Origin of the sequence: Rhodococcus sp. NPDC127593 (assembly GCF_042671975.1) — a bacterium.
In the GTDB taxonomy this organism is placed as follows: Bacteria; Actinomycetota; Actinomycetes; order Mycobacteriales; family Mycobacteriaceae; genus Rhodococcus_F.
Genome location: NZ_JBHXWI010000014.1, coordinates 66,391 through 83,110, shown reverse-complemented (window position 1 = coordinate 83,110; position 16,720 = coordinate 66,391). Strand labels below are relative to the sequence as shown.

Genomic DNA, 16,720 nt, shown 5'->3' with positions numbered 1-16,720 from the left:
TTTCGTTATTCCAGGTCAGGCCTTACGCAGTTCCCTGTATGCAACAGTCCGGGTGGTGATCGTCTCGCTGAGGTCGGTGATCGCCGTGGCCGGCGTCGTCAGGGTGGCCGGTTGCCGCGATGCTGTCGTCTTCATTCATCCTCTTCCGCCTCCGTGTCCTCGCTGCGCCATCACGCGGTCAGATACCCGCAGTCGGCTCTCTTCTCGGTCCAACCGCCACTTCTGGATGCCTGCAGCACCAGCCGCTATCACCATGACGGCAGCCATGCACACAAGCGCAACGATCACGCCGAGGTCGTCCGGCGATGACTCAGCCGAGCTTTCCCCAACACTCAGGCTGGCCACCAGCAGCAGCACGCCGAACTGGGCAATGAATCCGCCCATGAGCCACACGAGTCCAACCAACAGCGGCGGCATCCAGTGACGTCGGTCGGGGCGGCCGGACGCGGCCCGTAATTCGTTGTCCAACGACCATGCGCGGCGTTTCGTATACACGCTCGCGGCCGCGAAGACCGTACCGACCAACACAGTTACCGCGAAGAAGGTGAGGATGGTTGTGGCGGACAGCCGCGCGCCGAAAAGCCCTGCTACCCCGGAGTAGAGGAACAGCAGGCCGTAGAGGGCGACGAGCGACATGGCTGCGACCATCGACTGGTTCTTGGATCGATCCCCATCACTCCAGCTCCGAACGACCCCCAGCAGCGGATACAGCGCCCCGCCCAGAAATGCCACCCCCAGAGCGAGCATTGCAACGATCAGCATTCTTGTCTCCTCCCTACCAAGACCGGGCATGAGTTGCCCAGTGGGAAATGTAGCGCGGCATACCCACATTTCTCGCTCATGCCGACTTCTGATGCAGGCCAATGCGGTCGAGACTCCCACCAGCAGCGATTGCTGCAAGGCGCTGCAGCTGCTCACCCATGCTGCGGCTGCCGGCCAGCGGAGTGCGGGAGTGTGGCCATACGGCGGTGACGATCCGGGTGTAGTCCCGCCCAGCCAGCACGACGACGTCCGGCGCGCCGAGGAGTCCTCGGTCAGAGGCCTGAGCGAGGACGGTGTCGGCGGTGACGGAACCCGGGCGGCCGAGGCGCATCTCATACGGGGCGACGACTGTGTCGAGGTCGAGTAAGCCGTGCAGTCCGGAGAGTATGCGGATGTCCTCGAGGGGTGCCAGTCGGCGGGCAGCCTCTTGGCAAAGTCGGTGGTAGGAGCCAGTATAGAGAGCTCCAGCGGGGGCTGGCTCGCCGCGTTTGCGTCCACCGCACGGCACGATCACCAGAGGCGAAGCCTCCGCCCGGTCGGTGACGGGGACGACGCCATGCGCGGGGACCGCTGCGACGGCCGTGTCGTAGGCGACATGGTCGGCGAGGGTCCATGTCAGCCATTCCCACCCAGGTCGTCGGTGCAGGCCTGTGACGCCGCGGTAGTGGGCTTGTGTGAGGAACGGCGTGTGCCACAGCAACAAATCGGTATTCGGCAGGCGCATCTCAATACCGTCGTGACGACGGAACAGGGTTGTGGTTGGGCCGACAGACAGAGGGATGCCGGCGTACTGGCCACCACCTTTGGGGCCGATGCCGGGACGGGAGAAGATCAGGCCTACTTCGAGAACCAGGTCCTTGCCCGGTTCCGGCGGGGTGAGAGTGGGGTCGTTGTAACTGAAGTGCGGGCGAATCATTGGAGGCATGGCGGAGTCCTTCCGGGGGCGGCGACGGCGGGAGGCCCTGGATGTTCCGGTTTCCGCGCCGTGCCTGGGGTCTGCTCTGGAGTGCCCACTACACGGCGGGTTCGAGGTCCTCGAGCTTGGCGCGGGTGACCACTGTCTGGTCCTGGCCGCGGAACGTTTCGTGGTCCTTGACGGTGGCGCGCAGGATCCGCACCCGCTGGCCGGGCGAGAAGTCACGCAGGCCGGTGGCGAACCACTTGACCAGCTGGTTTCCCTCGGTCCGCAGCACCAGCAGGGTCTTCGCGCCGTAGTGGCCGGGAATGATGCGGGAGACGGTGACGGTGGCATCGAGGTCGGTGACCTTGGCACCCGTCGGGGCGACGAAACCCGGAGCGATGGTGGCGCGTTCAGCCTCGTGCTGCTGCTGCCGGGCGTAGACCGCCACCAGCGACGCGGCGATACCCACCGACTTCGCCGAAACGTACTCTCCGGCGAGGAGGGTCCGCAGGTTCATCCCGTAATCGCTGGCCTGGTCGACGGTCTCGACGGAGGCCAGGACTGCGTCGATCAGCTCGGGCTGCTCGGTCCGGATCCGGCGGGCCTCGGTCACCCCTTCTGCGAGTTCGCGGCGCACCTCCTGGTTGCGGATGAACTGCAGTCCCCACACCGCGGTCGCGATGGTGTCTGCGGTCGCGGGGATCTCGCGGTCGCGGGCCCGGGCGCGGGAGATGTAGCCGCGCCCGCCCTCGGAAAAGGCCAGTGCGAGGGCGATGGTGTCGCGCTTGTGCAGCGACCGATCTCCACGGGTTACCGGGTCGCCCCATTCCTCGCCGCCCAGTGCGGGCAGGTGCTCGCCGAAGGTCGTATTCGAGGGTCCACAGCCCGGCGACCTTCACGCCGAGGAACTTCGGTGATGCAGCTGGCGCCGACCTGCCTGATCTCGCCGGTGTCGGTGTGGCGCAGCACGTACAGCTTGGCGCGGCGGCGGACTTGCCGCAGTAGTCGCAGTGCGGGGTGTCCGGTCGGGCCCAGCCGACGAGGTTCTGCCCTGGTGCGCAGAAGGTCACGTAACCGGCTTCCTCCTCGACCAGGCGGGCGACGAATACCCAGCCGTCGAATCCGATCCGCGGGGCGGACAGGATCAGACGCACGCGTTCCTGTGCGGTGGTGATGCCGAGGCGTTGGTCTCCTCGCGGGTGTAGGGGTCGAGGTCGTAGGTGAACCGCTCGGCGATGTTGTTGCGTGCCAGGCGTGCATTCGCTTTGTCGATCTGCGCCAAGGCCTCGTGCAGGTTGGTCATAGGCAGGTCATAGATGGCGGCTCCCCCGTTGTCTTCGTGGTTCATTCAAGAATCACCTGACAGCGTCACGCTGTTATGTCAAACCTAGGGAAGTGCCTCCTGGCGGCGCGAGAAGTTCAACAGATCACACCGGCAGGGCGGCCGGGGTGGCGCCTAGATAGCGAAATACCCGCCGGCACAGGTCGTGCCGACGGGCAAAGCGCTGGAGCGAATCCCGATCAACGAGCTGGTGGCGGATCGTCGATATCGCGTTTACCAGTGCAGACGACACGTCCCCTGACGTGCCGCAGCGGCGAGCTCCTGTAGCGGGGCTCGAAAGTCGGATTGAGTCCGTTCGCCGCCCAGTAGTCGGGCTCAGGGTGCGCAGAGCCGATGATTCCGCCGGCGATGCAGGCGATGGAGTCGGAGTCGCCGTTGCTCGTCGAGGCCCAGGCGGGCGCCTGGGGCGAGTCAGCGCGGGAGCGTCGCCGCCCGAGACGGGTTTTCGATTCGCACCTCACTGCTGGCCACCGAACTGATGGACGCACTCACCGGGTAGCTCCGGGTGCCAACTTTGCAGGGCGCCGAGCGTCCCTCGCGCAGAGGGGTTTCCCGCCCCAGATACAGTTCGATGACCGTGCAACCGCAGGGGACTGTCGGGAATGGGCACGGGAATCGACCACAGCCCGGGACGCACCGCCTCCATCGGTGGCATGACGCTCCGGCGCCACGCGTCCGATTGTCGTACTCCAGTCACCTCCATGAGCCTGCCCCTTCATCGTGCCTGGCATGCAGTCCATTACCGAGGTGACGAACACCACAACGATGTAGACCCGCCTGGGTTATTCACGAAACCTACGAGTGCGGGTCGACGTCTCCGCTCGCCGGTCTGCGCCGGGCCGGGTCGGCCTTCACCTCCACCAGTAGCGGGTACCGGCCCGCGGAGATCGCCGCCGCCACCCCCGTGAAGTCGTCACGCTCCCGGACGACGACCGAGTGAGCGCCTAGGGATCGGCCCATATCCGCGAGTTCGGGCCACCGCACCTGCGAATGGCACGGATCCAGGCCGACCTCGGCCAGCTTCCGATACTCCGCGCCGTAACAGTTGTCATTGAGGACGACGAGCACCAAGGGCAGCTGATACCGCACCGCGGTGGACAGTTCCATCAATCCCATCATCGCGCCGCCGTCCCCGGCCACGCAGACCGTGGGCACGTCCCGGCGGGCCGTTGCCGCGCCCACCGCTGTGGCGATCCCGAGCCCGATCGACCCGAAAGTGCCCGGCACCGTGAACCTACCCGGCGTCACCTCCAGATGCTTCCATGCCGCGAGGCAGAAGCGCCCGATGTCGGTGACCACCTGCGCACCGGCCGGGACGGCCTCGCTGAGCCACGCCATCGCGTCGCGCATGTCGACCGTCCCGTTTCCGGTGATGCTGCGATACGGGTGACGTTGTGCCGCAGCTACTTCCTGCGCGAGGGCAGTGACCCTGCCGGTGGCCGGAGTGTGTCCCGCGTCCTCGAGTCGCTCGCACATCGCGCCCGCCGCCAGCGCGGCATCGGCGATCACCCCCACCGACACCGGGCCGAACCGCGCAATCGCCTCGAGCCGGTCGTCGCACTGAATCACGGTCTTGCCCTTGGCCAGGGTATTGCTGTCGGTGGTGAAGGTGTTCAGGCTCGCCCCGAACGTGATGACGCAGTCTGCCCGTGCGATCTCCGCCGCACCCACTTCGTGGGACAGGTTCCCGTGAACCCCCAGGTTCTCCGGCACACCGGCGAACAGATCCTTCGCGAGCAGCGTCGTCATCACCGGGGCGTCGAGCAGACGTGCGAGCCGTAGCAGATTCTCGCGTGCGCCGGCGGAGACCGCCCCGCGCCCCGCCACGATCAGCGGACGCTGGGTGCTCAGTAGAATCCCGAGCACATCGTCGATCACGTCCGGGTCGGGATGGCTCGTCGGCCGCGCCGCGCTTGGTTGCGGTGCCGCCGCGTATTGCGCGGGCTTCTCCAATAAGTCGTACGGAATGTCGAGCAGCAGCGGACGGTGCTCGGATCTGATCCGCGTGAGTGCCTGCGCGATATCTGCCGACACGACGTCAGGGGTGCGCACCCTCAAGTACTGTGCGCCCGCGGCCCGCGCGAATCCTTCGATGTCCAGGTTCTGAAAGTGGTGGTGGACGTTCGGGGTGTCCCCCACGATCAGGAGAACCTGGCTACGTGCTCGCACGGCCTCGGTGATCGCGGTCAGGCAGTTCGTCACGGCCGGGCCGTGCGTTACCGACGCGACCCCGACCTTACCGGTCATCCGATGGAACCCGTCGGCCATTGATACTGCGCTGCCCTCCGCGACCGCTGCGACGAACTCGCCGCCCTCGTTCTCGACATACGCACCGAGATACGCGAGGTTCGCGTCCCCCATCAGCCCGAAGATCGTCTGAATTCCCTGCTTGGACAGAGTTTGCGCCGCTACCTCGAAAGTCTTCATTACGTTCCTGTCGTGTCGTTGCTCGGGTCAGATTGCGGGACTGAGGCGGCGGCGGTGTCGCCGACTCCTCGGGTTCACTTACCCTCCCCAGCGGAATCCCCAGCGGAGCCGCCTTTTCGTTCAGATAGTCCGCGACGTCACGGCGCGCAGCGACGGCCGGCATGATCTGCCCGCTGCGGATGATTTCCCAGAGCATGGCGGATGTCTTCGCGCGCAACCTCGTTCGCTGCCGACTTGGTCATGTTGAGTTCCGCTGTCCGTAGCGGCGAAGTGGCTTCTTGCCGGGCGCGCGCGCCGCGGTGCTAAGCACATTGACCACTGCATCCCGGTCTCTCGAAGGTGTGGCGGGGCATAACGGAGGGCACGGACGCTGCAAGGAACTCGCGCTCGTAGTCCGCTATCCATTCTTCGTCGGTGATCTTCTCGAACCGGTTCCCGGTGTCCACGCCGGCGGCGTTGACTATTCTTTCAATGCGCCCCGAGCGATCCGCCGTCGCTGCGATGAGGGATTCGAGGTCCTCGTTCCGCGGCAAATCGGTGGGCACCGGCAGCACCTCGCCGCCGGACTCCGCGAGTACACGGGTCACGGCGTCGAGGCGCGTTGTGTCGCGCCCTCTGACCGCCGCGCGCGCCTCGCCCAGCAACGACGTGGCTGCTGCGTACCCGAGCCCGCCCGAAGCGGTCACCACAAGACCCGCTCGCGCAATCCAAGGTCCATCGTCCACTCCGCTCCGCTCGGGCTGAGAATCGGTGACCTCTAGTCCACCATCACCAACGGGACCCACACCAAGATCGAGAAGTGTTCGGTTGTATCACGAAAACCTATGACAGCAGGCCACGAGCAAGGTTTGTTCGACCGGCGATGCCGTGGGGCGCGGCTGTGGACCTGCGAGGAGTTCTTAGTGGCGTGATCGATCATGGCGGTATGAACCAAAGCGGCGCATGCACTGTACATCTCCCAACCCTCCAAGCCGCATGGCTATCCGCAACCTGGAGCGTCGGCTCGGCGTCCAACTCGTCGACCGGTCGGACCGCCAGTTCACCTTGACGCCGTGCGGCGTGGCCGTCGCCGTCCGGCGCGACAAATTCTCGCCGACGTCGAAGTGGCGAAGGGCAGTTCGGTCCGCGACCGTATCTTCGGACGCCTCGATGTCGCGGCACTCTTGTCACTCGCCGTCGACCCGTTGCCCAGCTCGTGAGCACCCTCTGCGACCGTCATCCCGGCATCGTCGTCAAGTGTTGGACGGGGCAGGTACCTCCGCGCCGCGCCGCAGTAGAGAGCCGTAGAGAACGCAACAACCGCCATCAGCGCACCACCAACTCGGAACCCATGGATCAATGTCCCCTCAAGATCGACGAGCGGTCCACACTTCCCGCTCCGTCCGAGATATGGGACCACATTCCAGGGCGAACCCCTGGCCGCACGTCACCCGCGCCATCCGGACGCGGGGACCTCGGCACGCAGCCATCGCCCACCTCGGCGAAGACGCCCCACACTGCTGCCACTGCGTGCCGGTGACATCCTCGTCGTCGACGCCTCCAGGGCCGCCTTCCGCATCCACGCGACCTCACCGGCCGCGCTCGCCCGCTGCGTGGACGCCGGTGGCCGGGTGCTGTCGTCTCCGAACCTGCACACAGGCGTCATCGCCACCAACCGGCGAGCGGTCATCGGCTCCGCGAACACCCTCATAGCTCGACCATCGCCGACGAGGCCCCGGTCATCACACCGCCGCCGGAAGTTCAACGACGGCATCGACGAAGTCACCGCGGTCGACCAGGCGTTCCTCGACAACGCCACCGCCATCGGCAGATCGGCCGGACCGTACCCATACCAGGGATCAACGGCCACAAGCACGTCGAACCCGACTGCCCTGCCACTGTCGAGGCGGAACCAGTCGAGCTGGTACTTCGCGGTCGGCCCGACGGACGTGGTGCGGCGGCTGGTATGGGCCGCGCGCTCATGTTCCTCCGCGGGGCTGGGTTGGCAGTCGGTGATGTGCCAGAGGAAATCGGGGTCACCTGGGAGCCGGAAGTGAACATCAACACTGTCCTCGGAGGATCCGGGACGCTACCCCGGCGAGTCCCGGTCGGCGATCCATGCAGCGACTTGCGCGCGGGATGTGAAGCCGAGCTTGGCGAGTACGTGTTCGACGTGTCCTTGCGCGGTGCGGGGCGAAATGACCAGGCGCTCGGCGATTGCCCTGTTGGTTAGCCCTGTGGCGACTAGTTCGGCGACCTGCAACTCTCGCTTGGTCAGCGCTGGCTGCGTAATTGATTGAGGCGAAGCAGATTTCGCGGCGAGGGGTTCGTTCAGGGCGTAGGCGACGGCAGCATTTAGATCCAAGGCCTGCCCTTCGCACCAGGCTTCGTCGAACCGGCGGTCTCCCAGCACCCGACGGGTACTGTGCATGCATTCCTCGTGGTGGACGCGCATGTCAGGAAACCAGACTGTAAAGCTACCGATGGACAGCGCCAACTCCTGCGCGGCTGCCATCAGCACGACGGCTCGGCGTGCGCCCTGCTTGCTGTCGGCTATCCAGGCCAGTAACTCTAGGCAGGAGGCGGCGGTGCGGGGGTCCCCCACACGGTGGGCCAATCGCAGTGCCTGTTCGAGCAGCGGTGCCGCGCCGCTCCGCTCACCCTGCCTCCACATCGCGACAGCTGCGGCCCGCAGCGCATACGACCGATAGATCGTTTCGCCACGCGCCTCGGTAACTGCGAGCACCCGCTCGAAGCAGTCGATCGCCCGCTTCGTGTCGCCGAGTTGGTCATACGCCATACCGAGTAACACCGTTGCACTGATCGCCTGGAAGTCCTCCTGGGTTCCGATCAGGTGTAGTGCACGCTCGAGCGATGCGGTCGCGCGGGGGAAATCACCCTTGGTCAAAGCGAGGAACCCATCAGCACGCGCGATCAGCGCCTGGGCGTTGGAGTCGTGGGTTGTGGCCAGTGCGCGAGCCCTGGCCACCAGGGCGGTCTCGGCCTCGAGGTCGCCCTGTATCTCGGCCAACGCGCTACCGGCATAAAGCGCCTTTACCTGCTCGGCCGTGGATGGTGCGGTCTGGCAAGCCAGGAGCCGATCCAGCCAGTGTCGCCCCTCGCTGAAAAGGCCCCGCGCGCTCCAATACGGATAGAGCGCCGCCGCGATCTCCAGTCCGATAGCGGCGCCATCGGAAACACAGAATTCCAACGCCTCCCGCAGATTGGGTTGTTCTCGCTCGAGGCGGGCGAGCCAGTCGAGTTGGCGGGAGCTGATCCATTCGGCCTCTGCGTCGAGCACCAACTGCCGGTAATAGTCCCGGTGCTTGCGTCGCACTAGTAGGTCTTCGCCTCCCTGCTGAAGTCTTTCGCGGCCGTAGTCGCGCAGTGTATCGAGCATGCGAAAGCGCACTGCCGAACCGGATTCCTCTCGGTTCAGGATGGACTTGTCCACCAACGAGGCGACCGCATCGAGCAACTCTTCCGGAGCGAGACCCCCACCACAGACAGGCTCGGCGGCGGCGAGGTCCACACTGCCCGCAAATACCGACAACCGGCTCCACACCAATTGCTCTTGTTCCGTGCATAACTCGTGGCTCCAGTCGATACACAGCCGGAGAGTTTGCTGCCGCGACGGCGCGCGTCGGGTGCCGCGGGTCAGGAGGGTGTAACGGTCGGTGAGCCGCTGCAGGATCTGCTCCGGTGACAACACCGGCAGCCGGGCGGCGGCCAACTCGATCGGTAGCGGCAATCCATCGAGCCGGTGGCAGATCCGAGTGACCGCGTTCTTGTTGCGGTCGGTGAGCGCGAAGGTGGGTACTGCGGTGGCGGCACGCTCAACGAACAAGGTCACTGCATCGTAGCGGGGCATCGCCTGCACTGATGGCTGGCGGTCGGGGTCGGGCGCGGTCAGAGGGGGCACACGGAGAACCGATTCTCCCCCGACCCCAAGTGGCTCACGACTTGTCGCGAGAACCCGCAAACGAGGGCATCCTCGTAGGAGTGTCTCGACGAACTCGGCGGCCGCCCCGACGAGTTGTTCGCAATTGTCCAGAACCAGCAGCAGTTGCCGCGCTGCCAGGAATTCGAGCAGAACGTCGAATAGTGGTCGCGCCGGCTGATCCCGCAACCCGAGCGCGGCAGCCGCCACGTTAACCACCATCGATCCGTCGGACAGTTCGCCGAGTTCGACCAGCCACACTCCGTCGGCGAACGCGCGTTTCAGGCTGTCCGCCACCCGCAGCGCGAGACGCGTTTTCCCGACACCCCCGAACCCGGTCAACGTCACCAGATGGGAGGCCGTCAAGAGCGTCTTCGCGTCGCCGAGCTCGGCGCGCCGCCCGACGAAGCTGGTCAGCTCCACGGGAAGATTTCCCTTAGATCCGGGGATCACGTGCAGGGGGGACGGGCGCTGACCGAGCAACGTGTGCCCCGAGCCGCCCGAAACTCGCAGCACCGGGACCCGCGTGGCACCTGACTTGCGATGCAGGGCCATCTGGTCGACAGGGAAACCGTGGCCGAGCTGAGCACCGCGGAGTTGGTCGCCGAGCGCGGCCGCGGTCGGTGGGCGGTCCTGTGGGCGGGCCGCCATTGCTTGTTCGACGATGGCGGATACATCCGCGGGGATGCCGTGCTCACGCAGATCCGGAACCGGGTCGGTGGTGATGCGCACGAACTGAGCCACAATTTGCTCGCCGCTGCGGCGTTCGAAGGCGGCGTGACCGGTCAGGGCACTGAACAGTGTCGCGCCGAGACCATAAATATCGGATGCCGGCGTCGGCGCGTGTCCGCTGAGCCCCTCCGGCGCGGTGTACGCAGGTGAGCCGATAATGGTGCCGGCGGCGGTTTCGTAGCCGCCGGAGATGTGTGCGATGCCGAAGTCCGTCAGTACCGGCTCGTCGTACTCGGTGAACAGGATGTTCGCAGGTTTGATGTCCCTGTGCAAAATGCCGAGCTGGTGCGCGGCTTCGACGGCGCCGGCCGTCTTCACCCCGAGCCGCAGCAGTTCGTCCAGCGGGAGTCGTCCCTGCCGCCGGATCCGCATGTCGAGCGTGCCCTGCGGGTAGTAGGGCATGACGATGTAGGGCAGGCCGCTGGATGTGGTGCCGACCTGCAGGACGGTGCCGACGTTCGGGTGCTCGGTGAGTTGACCCATCGCCCGTTGTTCCCGGTAGAACCGCTCCCGGTTCTCCTCGTCCAGTTCCGTGCCGAGAACTTTCACGGCCACCGTGCGGTCCAGATCCGGCTGCGTGCAGCGGTACACCACCCCGAATCCGCCACGCCCGATCTGTTGGGCCTTCTCGAATCCGGCCGCCTCGAGTTCCGCGGCGACCGAAAGGAGCCCGGAACGCTGCGTGTCGAGCGGATCATCTCGGTCCATCGGCTGCACAACTCACTTCATCCGGAGACCAGCCGCGACGTGTGTTCATACGTGCAACTCACGGCCAGCGTGCACTCAGGATATCGCTGTTGAGGCCGAGCGGTGGTGATCGATGTGGTTCGGTCGACAACGTGTCGGTTCGTTGGTTTTCGCCAAGACCCACTTTGTGAGACCTGAGCCGATGAAAAGGGCGGGGCCTCCCGCTCCTCGTGGTTCCCGGCGAATGCTGGGGTGCCATATCCACACGTGCCGGAGGAGGCGTCGCGGACGAAGCCGACTCTGCCGCCCTGATCGGCCAAGTCATCGAAAGCGTCGGCGGCCTCGAGAACAATTCGCCGATGGTGGGTTATCTGGCCAGCGGCCTGTCTCGAGGGGTGACGGGTCAGGTGTTCGTCACTGGCGCGGACAGCGGGGAGTGGATGCGCCAGGGCACCTTGACGAAATCGGGCTCACCGTTTACGCCGGGGGAGATCCACTCCGGGGCGGAACCCTGTTCGGTGACGGTGAAACTCGTCCGGTCCTAGACATGGACTCGGCATACCGGAACGACAGAGATGCGTGACGACCGCGCCACCGACGACCGTGTCCGTCGACCGACACGGTGGTCGAAGCGGCCCAGAATCGTCAGAGCAGCTCGAGGATGGTGGCGTTTGCCATGCCGCCACCCTCGCACATCGACTGCAGGCCGTACCGGATGCCCTCGTCCCGCATCCGGTGCACCAGCGTGGTCATCAGGCGCGCGCCGGACCCGCCGACCGGGTGCCCGATCGCCATCGCGCCGCCGTAGGGATTGAGCAGTGCGCGGTCGGTCCCGGTCTCGCGCAGCCACGACAGTGTCACCGAGGCAAAGGCCTCGTTGATCTCGAATGTCCCGATGTCGGACAGCGACAACCCCGACTTCGCCAGCGCCTTGGCGGTGGCGGGGATCGCTCCCTTGAGGTTGGTGACGGGATCGGTTCCCGTCACCACCGCGGTGTGGATGCGCGCCATCGGAACCCAGCCGTTCGCACGGGCGATCTCGCTGGTGGTGACCAGGACAGCGGCCGAACCGTCGGAGATCTGCGAGGAGGTGGCCGCGGTGATGGTGCCGTCCGCGGCGAAAGCCGGCCGCAGCCCGGCCAGCGACTCGAGGGTTCCGCCGCGCCGGACACCCTCGTCCGTGTCGAACAACCGTTGCGCGCCCGACTCGTCGACCACCCGAATGGGCGCGATCTGACCCTTGAAACGACCCTCGTCGATCGCATCAGCGGCGCGGGCGTGCGAGTCGAGCGCGTGCTGGTCCATCTCGGTCCGGCTGATGCCGTACTCGTCGGCGATCGACTGCGGGCCGAGGCCCTTCGCGTAGTTGGTGCCGTGGTAGCGCTCCCTGGCCAGCGGCGCGTACGGATCTCCGAAGTCGCCGACAGTCGCCGCCGTGCCGAGCGGAACGGCGCTCATCAACTCGACGCCGCCGGCGACGGCGATGTCGTACTGACCGGCGATCACCCCGGCCGCGGCCTGGTGGACGGCCTGCTGGGACGAACCGCACTGCCTGTCGACCGTGACGCCAGGGACGTGCTCGGGCCAGCCTGCCGACAGCACCGCCGAACGGGCGATGCACTGGGACTGCATGCCGAGGGTCTCCACGCAACCCCAGATCACATCGTCCACGACCGAGGGATCCAGACCGGTTCTCTCGACGAGTGCATTGAGCACGTGCGCGGACAGCGACGCCGCGTGTGTCCGCGACAGGGCGCCGTTGCGCTTGCCGACCGGTGCCCGGACCGCGTCGACGATGACAGCATCACGCATGGAATCTCCTCGAAGGTAACGAGATCCGGACGGACATCCGGATCGGTGTCGCGAGGGGTCGGCCGCCGCCCTACGTCTCGTCGAGGCGCGCACGTGTTCGAGCCAGACCCTGTTCGCATTATGTACATAACTTCGCCCTTGATGCTACCTACCATCGACCCTATTTAGTAGGCACAATGCACTAGCAACTTAAAATTCGTTCACGCAATGGCAAAGCGATGACGATTCGAGACAGAGTTCGACTACGTGATCGAGCTGCACAGCATCGGCCATGTGCATTCTTCTGCCGGCTGGAGAATTCGCTGCGATGGTTGTCATCACCGTGCTGGCGCCACAGTGGACGTGGTACGTCCTCGGTCGCCGTCCGGGCGGCCGAATGGTCGGGATGCGACCGTCACCGGTGTGGAGACCCAAGGACAGTCAGGATGGGATCAGGGTTGCGGCGCCAGCAACGATCACCAGGGCGATGACCACAGACCGAAAGGCGGTCGTCGACATGCGCCGTGCCACTCCCAGCCCGACGGCATTGCCGAGGAGGGCGGCCAGAACGAACACCGGTACGAGCCCCCATACCATGTCTTGCGGCACATCCCCCTTGACGGAGAGCAGCACCAGCGTAACGGCGTTGGTCACAACGAAATACCCGGCAAGATCGGCAATGAAGGTCAGTGGGGCACCCGGGCTCGCTGCATCAGCAGTACCGGCGGCGGCCCGCCGAGCGAGGTCGTGGCCGTCATGAAGCCGCCCACAACCCCGGTCACCGCCTGCGCCGCGCGTGTCGGTTCGCCCGATTCGGCACGACCCGGAACCGCCAGCCAGATCCCGCACAGCATCACCGTCACCCCGGCGGCCGGTGTCAGCCAGTGCTCGGGCAGATGAGCGATCAGCATCGTCCCCGCCCACGCCCCCGGGATGCTGCCCGCGCACAGCAGGCACACCCGAGGCCGGTTCATGTACTCCCGCATGCGGATCGCCACGGCAATCCGGGTGATGAACCCGGCGGCAAGGTTGACCACCACCACCACGGTGACGTCCATGCCGATCAGCAGCATCAACGGTGTCGCAACCAGGGCGCTGCCGAATCCGGTCGCCCCACCGATGACCGAGGCCAGCGCGAGGCATCCCACGCCCGCGATCAGGATCGTCACTCGATGCTCACCTCACAAATCCACCTTCCGAACCGTCCCGGACCGCCCACCCAGGTCGGCGTGCGTGCGGCTACTCGCGCACACGGCGTCAGCGCGACTTCGTCCACGGCCGACCAACACGGCAGTGCGGCGGAGGTCAGCGGTCGAGGGGTGACTCCGCCCGCGCCCGCCAGCAGGGGCAAGTGAGGTGTGCACCCACGCGAGGAAGGTGCGCTCGGGGCGAGGGAGAAGCTCGGGGCGAGGGAGAGCCGGTAGTCGGGGGTCTCGCCCTTGCCTTGCCACGCCGGTAGCAGTGCGCTCACGTGCCGTCCTCGCCTCGGTTCGGTTCCCCGACAACGATGCAGCGAATCCGGACCGCCCACCATGACCAAATTCCAGTCCGGCGGATAGGTGATTCCTATCGATCGCGGCGGGTGGAAACCCGTCATGACCGCGGGTGCGATCACCGTTGACTGACATTCTTCCCAGGAACGGACACGTCATGGCCGGAAAGCCTCGCCGGGAAACCCTGATCATGTCGGGCGGCAGCCGGGATCTGACTCGCCATCACCCTACGGCGGCGACTGCGTCCCGAGGTCTCCGCGCGCCGCCTCACGGTCCACGGCGTCCAGACCGGTCCTCGACGAGCGCATCGAGCATGTGCGCGGACAACGACGCCGTTGCCCTTGCGGCCGGTGCCCGCACCTCGTCAACGATGACCGCCTCACGCATGGAATCTCCTCGAGAACGAGATCCGGACGGACCTCCGATCGCACGTCCGGCTCCAGACCGGGCCACAACGCGCGCTCACGATCACGGTCAGCCGCCGCTTGTCGAGGTGCGTACATGTTGGGAGCCCGCCCCTCCCCGATCGCATCATGTATATCGCGCTGTCCTGGATACCCGCAAACATTGACACTTGACAAGTGGGGAAATGACCTAAAAACTCAAAACCAATTCACATAGTCTCGGAGAGGAGAGCGATGGGAGACAGGGTTCACGTCGTCGGCGTTGGGATGGTGCCATTCACCAAACCAGGCAAGAGCGACGACTACGACGTCATGGGTGAGCGCGCGGCGCGCGCGGCCCTCGAGGACGCCGGGATCGCGTACGAGCTTGTCCAGCAGGCGTACACCGGGTACGTGTACGGCGACTCGTGCAGCGGGCAGCGCGCGCTCTACCGCGTGGGACTGACGGGCGTGCCGGTGGTCAACGTCAACAACAACTGCGCCACCGGGTCGACCGCGCTGTGGCTGGCCCGGCAGGCGGTCGCCTCGGGCGCGGCCGAGTGCGTGCTCGCGATCGGCTTCGAGCAGATGCGCCCCGGCGCCCTGTCCTCGCAGTGGACCGATCGTCCCAGCCCGATGGGCCGCGTGACGGCGTTGCTCGACGAGATGCACGGGCAGGACAGCACCGTCCCGATGACCGCCCGGCTGTTCGGCGGCGCCGGCATGGAATACCTCGACAGGTACTCCGCCGACCCGTCCGTGTTCGCCAAGGTCGCCGTCAAGTCCCGCACACACGCCGCGAACAACCCCTATTCGGTGTTCCGTGACCCAATCACCGAACAGCAGGTACTCGATTCGCCGCACCTGTTCGGCCCGGTCACGCGCCTGCAGGCCTGCCCCCCGACCTGCGGAGCCGCCGCGGCCGTCGTGTGCAGCGAGGAATTCGCACGCAAGCACTCGCTGCGCGCGGACGTGGTAATCAGCGCTCAGGCAATGGTCACGGACAAGCCGTCCTCGTTCGAGAAGAGCATGATCCAGGCCGTCGGCGCGGGCCTGACCTCGACGGCCGCGCACCAGGTGTACGAGGCGGCGGGCGTCGACCCCCGCGACATCGCGGTGGTCGAGCTGCACGACTGCTTCACCGTCAACGAGGTGCTCTGCTACGAGGCCCTCGGCCTGGTGGGCGAGGGTGAGGCGGAGAAATTCGTACTCGCCGGCGACAACACCTACGGCGGCCGGGTGGTCGTCAACCCGTCGGGCGGCCTGATGTCGAAGGGCCACCCGCTCGGCGCCACCGGACTCGCGCAGTGCGCCGAGCTGGTCTGGCAGCTGCGCGGCGAGGCCGCGGCCCGGCAGGTCGAGGGGGCCACCCTGGCCCTGCAGCACAACCTCGGCCTCGGCGGCGCCGGCGTCGTCACCCTCTACGAGAAGGTGTCGTGAGATGAGACTGGATCGATCGATCATCGGCAGGCGCTCGCCCGAGCACACCGTGTTCGTCGAACGCGGCCGGCTGCGCTTCTTCGCCAAGGCCACGGGCCAGCTGGACCCCGCCTACTCCGACCTCGCGGCCGCGAACGCGGCGGGCCATCGCGACCTGCCGGTGCCGCCGACGTTCCTGCTCTGCCTGAACTCCGAGGTGCCTAACCCGTTCGCATTCCTCGAGGAACTCGGGATCGACCCGGTGACCATCCTGCACGCCGAGCAGGCCTTCGAGTACCACCAGCCGGTGTACGCGGGCGACTCGATAACCTTCTCCACCGCGATCACCGATGTCTACGACAAGAAGGGTGGTGCGCTCGAGTTCCTGGTGCGCACCACCGACGCGACCCGCGACGGCGACCTCGTCGCGACGCTGCGCAGTACCGTTGTACTGCGCGAGGTAGTGGGGAGCGAGTCGGCATGAACATCGGAGACACCCGCACCCTCGAGCTACCCCGGGTCAGCCGGACCACCCTCGCGCTCTACGCAGGCGCCTCCGGCGATCACAATCCCGCGCACATCGACATCGACGCCTGCCGAGAGGTCGGCATCGACGACGTGTTCGTGCACGGCATGCTGTCGATGGCGTACCTCGGCCGCCTGCTCACCGACTGGGTGCCGCAGGACAAGATCCTTTCGTACTCAGTGCGTTTCGCCGCAGTGACCCCGGTCAACGCCGAACCGACCTGCCACGGCACCGTGGTGCGCGTCGATGGCTCGCAGGCCCACCTGGATCTGACGACAACCCTTCCCGACGGCACCGTGACCCTGCGGGGCACCGCCGTCGTCACCATCAACTAGCAA

Annotated in this window: 16 protein-coding genes and 3 pseudogenes; 6 read left to right on the top strand and 13 right to left on the bottom strand. The window is 66.3% G+C overall.

Going from position 1 to position 16,720, the window contains the following annotated elements; all coding sequences use genetic code 11:
• Positions 1-135: 135 nt before the first annotated feature.
• The 8 genes and pseudogenes from ACFVJ3_RS15415 to ACFVJ3_RS15380 form a co-directional block, all read right to left on the bottom strand.
• Positions 136-762, bottom strand: coding sequence for a hypothetical protein (locus ACFVJ3_RS15415; protein ID WP_378452837.1), 627 nt, complete (start codon positions 760-762; stop codon positions 136-138).
• Between the two features lie 76 nt (positions 763-838).
• Positions 839-1,687, bottom strand: coding sequence for a DUF6884 domain-containing protein (locus ACFVJ3_RS15410; RefSeq protein WP_378452836.1), 849 nt, complete (start codon positions 1,685-1,687; stop codon positions 839-841).
• 88 nt (positions 1,688-1,775) lie between these two features.
• Positions 1,776-2,333 (bottom strand): hypothetical protein, encoded by a 558-nt coding sequence (locus tag ACFVJ3_RS15405; RefSeq protein WP_378452835.1) that lies wholly within the window; start codon positions 2,331-2,333, stop codon positions 1,776-1,778.
• A 474-nt stretch (positions 2,334-2,807) separates the two neighbouring features.
• Complete coding sequence (locus tag ACFVJ3_RS15400; RefSeq protein WP_378452834.1) at positions 2,808-3,011, bottom strand: hypothetical protein; 204 nt, start codon at positions 3,009-3,011, stop codon at positions 2,808-2,810.
• 207 nt (positions 3,012-3,218) lie between these two features.
• Positions 3,219-3,412 (bottom strand): annotated as a pseudogene (locus ACFVJ3_RS15395) (glycohydrolase); the annotation flags it as partial.
• A 176-nt stretch (positions 3,413-3,588) separates the two neighbouring features.
• Positions 3,589-3,708: pseudogene (locus ACFVJ3_RS15390) on the bottom strand (MBL fold metallo-hydrolase); the annotation flags it as partial.
• A gap of 92 nt (positions 3,709-3,800) precedes the next feature.
• Positions 3,801-5,432 carry a thiamine pyrophosphate-binding protein gene (locus tag ACFVJ3_RS15385; RefSeq protein WP_378452833.1) on the bottom strand — a complete coding sequence of 544 codons (1,632 nt, stop codon included), beginning with the start codon at positions 5,430-5,432 and terminating at the stop codon, positions 3,801-3,803.
• A 302-nt stretch (positions 5,433-5,734) separates the two neighbouring features.
• Entirely contained in the window at positions 5,735-6,118 is a 384-nt protein-coding gene (locus tag ACFVJ3_RS15380) for an SDR family NAD(P)-dependent oxidoreductase (RefSeq protein WP_378452832.1), read from the bottom strand.
• Positions 6,119-6,374: 256 nt separating this feature from the next.
• Here ACFVJ3_RS15380 and ACFVJ3_RS15375 point away from each other — a divergent pair, with 256 nt between their 5' ends.
• Both ACFVJ3_RS15375 and ACFVJ3_RS15370 read left to right on the top strand, forming a co-directional pair.
• The gene (locus ACFVJ3_RS15375; protein ID WP_378452831.1) at positions 6,375-6,719 is read left to right on the top strand and encodes a LysR family transcriptional regulator; all 345 of its coding nucleotides are present in this window, start codon (positions 6,375-6,377) and stop codon (positions 6,717-6,719) included.
• Positions 6,720-6,766: 47 nt separating this feature from the next.
• Positions 6,767-7,299, top strand: a pseudogene (locus ACFVJ3_RS15370) (phosphatidylserine/phosphatidylglycerophosphate/cardiolipin synthase family protein); the annotation flags it as partial.
• A 201-nt stretch (positions 7,300-7,500) separates the two neighbouring features.
• Here the strand turns inward: ACFVJ3_RS15370 and ACFVJ3_RS15365 are convergent.
• Positions 7,501-10,791 (bottom strand): protein kinase, encoded by a 3,291-nt coding sequence (locus ACFVJ3_RS15365; protein ID WP_378452830.1) that lies wholly within the window; start codon positions 10,789-10,791, stop codon positions 7,501-7,503.
• A gap of 209 nt (positions 10,792-11,000) precedes the next feature.
• Between ACFVJ3_RS15365 and ACFVJ3_RS15360 the strand changes: the two genes are divergently transcribed.
• A complete protein-coding gene (locus ACFVJ3_RS15360) occupies positions 11,001-11,315 on the top strand; it encodes a hypothetical protein (protein ID WP_378452829.1) in 315 nt (104 codons plus the stop codon).
• 100 nt (positions 11,316-11,415) lie between these two features.
• On the opposite strand, the gene ACFVJ3_RS15355 is transcribed toward ACFVJ3_RS15360, so the two are convergent.
• From ACFVJ3_RS15355 to ACFVJ3_RS15340, 4 genes are all read right to left on the bottom strand, one after another.
• Entirely contained in the window at positions 11,416-12,582 is a 1,167-nt protein-coding gene (locus tag ACFVJ3_RS15355; protein WP_378452828.1) for a thiolase family protein, read from the bottom strand.
• Positions 12,583-13,002: 420 nt separating this feature from the next.
• Entirely contained in the window at positions 13,003-13,215 is a 213-nt protein-coding gene (locus ACFVJ3_RS15350; protein WP_378452827.1) for a hypothetical protein, read from the bottom strand.
• A gap of 32 nt (positions 13,216-13,247) precedes the next feature.
• The gene (locus tag ACFVJ3_RS15345; protein WP_378452826.1) at positions 13,248-13,730 is read right to left on the bottom strand and encodes a sulfite exporter TauE/SafE family protein; all 483 of its coding nucleotides are present in this window, start codon (positions 13,728-13,730) and stop codon (positions 13,248-13,250) included.
• Entirely contained in the window at positions 13,727-14,032 is a 306-nt protein-coding gene (locus ACFVJ3_RS15340; RefSeq protein WP_378452825.1) for a hypothetical protein, read from the bottom strand. The genes ACFVJ3_RS15345 and ACFVJ3_RS15340 overlap by 4 nt, the downstream gene beginning before the upstream one ends.
• Positions 14,033-14,692: 660 nt before the next feature.
• Here ACFVJ3_RS15340 and ACFVJ3_RS15335 point away from each other — a divergent pair.
• From ACFVJ3_RS15335 to ACFVJ3_RS15325, 3 genes are read left to right on the top strand one after another with little or no spacing between them, the layout of a single operon-like run.
• Positions 14,693-15,877 (top strand): lipid-transfer protein, encoded by a 1,185-nt coding sequence (locus ACFVJ3_RS15335; RefSeq protein WP_378452824.1) that lies wholly within the window; start codon positions 14,693-14,695, stop codon positions 15,875-15,877.
• Position 15,878: 1 nt separating this feature from the next.
• Positions 15,879-16,340, top strand: coding sequence for a MaoC family dehydratase N-terminal domain-containing protein (locus tag ACFVJ3_RS15330; protein WP_378452823.1), 462 nt, complete (start codon positions 15,879-15,881; stop codon positions 16,338-16,340).
• A complete protein-coding gene (locus ACFVJ3_RS15325; RefSeq protein WP_378452822.1) occupies positions 16,337-16,717 on the top strand; it encodes a MaoC/PaaZ C-terminal domain-containing protein in 381 nt (126 codons plus the stop codon). Before ACFVJ3_RS15330 ends, ACFVJ3_RS15325 begins: the two co-directional genes overlap by 4 nt.
• Positions 16,718-16,720: the final 3 nt, after the last annotated feature.